The 3,143-nt window shown below is 75.9% G+C and carries 3 protein-coding genes and 1 pseudogene; all 4 read right to left on the bottom strand.

All coding sequences use genetic code 11. From position 1 onward, the window contains the following. The coding region (locus MET9862_RS28765; RefSeq protein ID WP_185157052.1) for a phytoene/squalene synthase family protein at positions 1 to 487 on the bottom strand (487 nt) is incomplete at its 3' end. Continuing rightward, positions 432 to 1,994: a phytoene desaturase gene (locus MET9862_RS28770; RefSeq protein WP_142586284.1), complete on the bottom strand. Its 1,563-nt coding sequence runs from the start codon at positions 1,992 to 1,994 to the stop codon at positions 432 to 434. The genes MET9862_RS28770 and MET9862_RS28765, both read right to left, overlap by 56 nt. Before the next feature lie 74 nt (positions 1,995 to 2,068). Continuing rightward, complete coding sequence (gene bchO / locus MET9862_RS28775) at positions 2,069 to 2,959, bottom strand: alpha/beta fold hydrolase BchO (RefSeq protein ID WP_142586285.1); 891 nt, start codon at positions 2,957 to 2,959, stop codon at positions 2,069 to 2,071. Continuing rightward, positions 2,956 to 3,143 (bottom strand): annotated as a pseudogene (bchD, locus tag MET9862_RS29770) (magnesium chelatase subunit D); the annotation flags it as partial. The gene bchO and the pseudogene bchD, both read right to left, overlap by 4 nt.

Consider the following 3,143-nt stretch of genomic DNA (forward strand, 5'->3'; position numbering starts at 1 on the left):
GCACCTCGGGCGCGCGCCGGCCCATGATCAGGGTCATCATCGCCCCGACCGTGCCGGCGACGCGGGCGGCGTAGGCGGCGAGCGCCGGCAGGTCCGCGTAGCGGCGGCCCTCCGCGTCCCAGGCGAGGCCTTCGAGGAGGGCGCGGGGCAGCGCCTCGGGGATCGCGTGCTCGGCCACCACGTCGGCGAGGGCCCGGTCGGCCGGGCCGTCGGCGGGCCGGCCGGCATAGGCGCGGGCGAGGCGTTCGCCCAGGGCCTCCACCGCGGCGCGGCGGCGGGCGGGGCCGCGGATCTCGTCCACCGCGTCGTCGGCGCAGCGGCAGAAGGCGTAGAGCCCGTAGGCCGGGCGGCGCACCCGCGCCGGCAGCAGCAGCGAGGCCGCGTAGAAGCTCTTCGAGCCGGCACGGATCGCCGCGCGGCAGGCCGCGTGGTCAGCCGGCGCGGCGTGCGGAGCGGTCGGTGGAAGGGCAGGCGCAGGAGCGTGCATCGGGCACCACGGAATCGAGGATGCGGGCCGAGGAGAGGACGCCGGGCAGGCCCGCGCCCGGATGGGTGCCGGCTCCGACGAGGAAGAGGTTCGCCACCGCCTCGGAGCGGTTGTGCGGGCGGAACCAGGCGGACTGGGTGAGGACCGGCTCCAGGCCGAAGCCGGAGCCGCGCACGCTGAGGAAATCGTCGGCGAAATCCTGCGGCGTCGTCACCCGCGAGGTGACGAGGGCCTGCGACAGGCCGGGCAGCAGCGTCGCCTCGAGGCGGGCCTGGACCCGTTGGCGGTAGGGCTCGGCGAGGTCGGCCCAGTCCTGGCCCCCGGCGAGGTTCGGCACGGGGGAGAGCACGTAGAAGGCGTCGCAGCCCTCCGGCGCCAGCAGCGGGTCGGTCGCGGTCGGGCGGTGCAGGTAGAGGCTCATGTCCTCGGCGAGGTGCTTCCGGTCGAAGATGTCGGCGAGAAGCTCGCGGTATCGGGGCCCGAGCAGGATCGTGTGGTGGCCGACCTGCGGATATTTTCGGCGCGTGCCGAAATACCAGACGAACAGGCCCATCGAGGAGCGCGCCCGGGCGAGGCGGCGCGGGTTCCAGCGGCGGCTCCCGCCCGCGAGCAGGCTGCCGTAGGTGTAGGCGGAATCGGCGTTCGAGACGGTGATGGCGGCGGGGATCTCGGTGCCGTCGGCGAGCGCCACGCCGGTGGCGCGCCCGTCCGCGACCGTGATCCGCGCGACCTCGGCGCCGCAGCGGACGGCGCCGCCCTGGGATCGGATCAGCCCGACGAGCCCGTCCACCAGCCGCCCCGTGCCGCCCATGGCGAAGTGGACGCCCCATTCCCGCTCCAGATGGGCGATCAGCCCGTAGAGCGCGCTCGCCCGGAACGGGTTGCCGCCGATGAGCAGCGGGTGGAAGCTGAACACCGTGCGCAGGCGCGGGTCGCGGATGAAGCGCGCCACCACGGCGTGCAGGGAGCGGTGCCCGGAGAGCCGGATGAGGTCCGGGGCGATGCGCAGCATGCTGCCGACGCTGCCGAAGGGGACGTGGCCGAGCTCCTCGAAGCCGATGCGGCAGACCTCCCGGCTGAAGGCCATGAAGCGCGCGTAGCCGGCGACGTCGCGGGCTGAGAACCGCGCCACCTCCGCCTGCATCCGGTCCGGGTCGCCGGAATAGGCGAAGGTCGCGCCGTCGTCGAAGCGGATCGTGTAGAACGGGTCCATCGGCACGAGGGCGACGTCGTCGGCGAGGCGCCGCCCGGCGAGGCGCCAGAGCTCCTCCAGCAGGAAGGGCGCGGTGACGATGGTGGGGCCGGCGTCGAAGGTGAAGCCGTCCTGGCGGTGGACCCGGGCGCGCCCGCCGGGCTGCTCCAGCCGCTCCAGCACCGTGACGCGGTAGCCGCGGGCGCCGAGCCGGACCGCCGCAGCGAGCCCCCCGAAACCGGAGCCGATCACCACGGCATGGGGCCGCGCTTCGGCGTCGGTCTGTGAACCGGTCTTGTCGGCCAGTGTCAACATCAGTTGACAGTAAGGCCGGGTTTCCCGCCGTGCAAGCCTTTCCCGCGCGCTCCCGATGCGACGCGGCTGCCGCGTCAGGCGCCGTCCGCCGCGTCGCGGATCAGGCGGGCGACCCGCTCGGGATCCTCCTCGTGGGCGAGGTGGCCGAGTCCGCCGAGCCGCTCGACGCGGGCCTCGGGCAGGCGCTCGCGCAGGGCGAGGGCGTCGTCGGGCCGGATCGCCCGGTCGCGGTCGCCGACGATGAGCAGGGTCGGCACCGCGAGCCGGCCGAGGTCGCGGTCGAGGGCGGCGAGGTCCCAGTTCGCCATCATGCCGAGCGCCCCGCGGACATGGCCGGCCCGTGCGAACAGGCGCCGGTACTGGGCGACCCCCGCCGCGTCGAGCCGCGAGCCGGTGCCGGCGATCAGGCGCTCGACGGCGGCGGTGTCGGCGCTCCAGGCGAAGAGCTTCGGGGTGAGGGGGTTGAGGAACAGCATCCGCGCCATCACCGGGAAGAGCAGGCTGCCCGCCCCGGGGAAGGGCGTGAGCGCGCCGTTGATCGCGACGAGGCGGGCCGGCGCGATCGCCCCGTCGAGGCACATCCGGGCGAGGATCGCCGCCCCGGCGGAATGGCCGACGACGATCCGCGGCGCGGCGTCCACCGCCCGCAGCAGGGCGGCCAGCGCCGCCGCCATGCCCGGCAGCGAGAGCCGCCCCGGCGGCAGCGGGTCGGTGAAGCCGTGGCCCGGCAGGTCCGGCACCAGGACGCGGTACGTCTCGGCGAGCAGCGGCGCGAGGGCGCGGAAGGAATGGGTCGAGGCGCCGGTGCCGTGGAGCAGCAGCAGCACCGGGGCATCGGCGGGCCCGAATTCCTGCAGGTGCCAGGTGAGGCCCGCTTCGGTGACGAGGCGGCTCGCCGCGCGGTGCGGCCAGTCGCGGCCCTCCCGCGACCAGAGCGGCCGGTCCTCGTCGAAGACGCCGCTCACGGGCGGAGCGTCCGCGCGGCGTCGCGCAGCGTCTCCGGATCGGCCTGCGGCAGGGCGCGGTAGAGGGCGCCGGCGGCCCGGGCCAGGGCGCGGGCTCCCTCCCCGCGCGCGCCCGTGTCGAGGACGAGCACCGGAACCCCGAGGCCGCGCAGGGCCCGGGCCGCGGATTCCGCCTCCGCGCCGG

The organism is Methylobacterium symbioticum, from assembly GCF_902141845.1.
Taxonomy (GTDB): domain Bacteria; phylum Pseudomonadota; class Alphaproteobacteria; order Rhizobiales; family Beijerinckiaceae; genus Methylobacterium; species Methylobacterium symbioticum.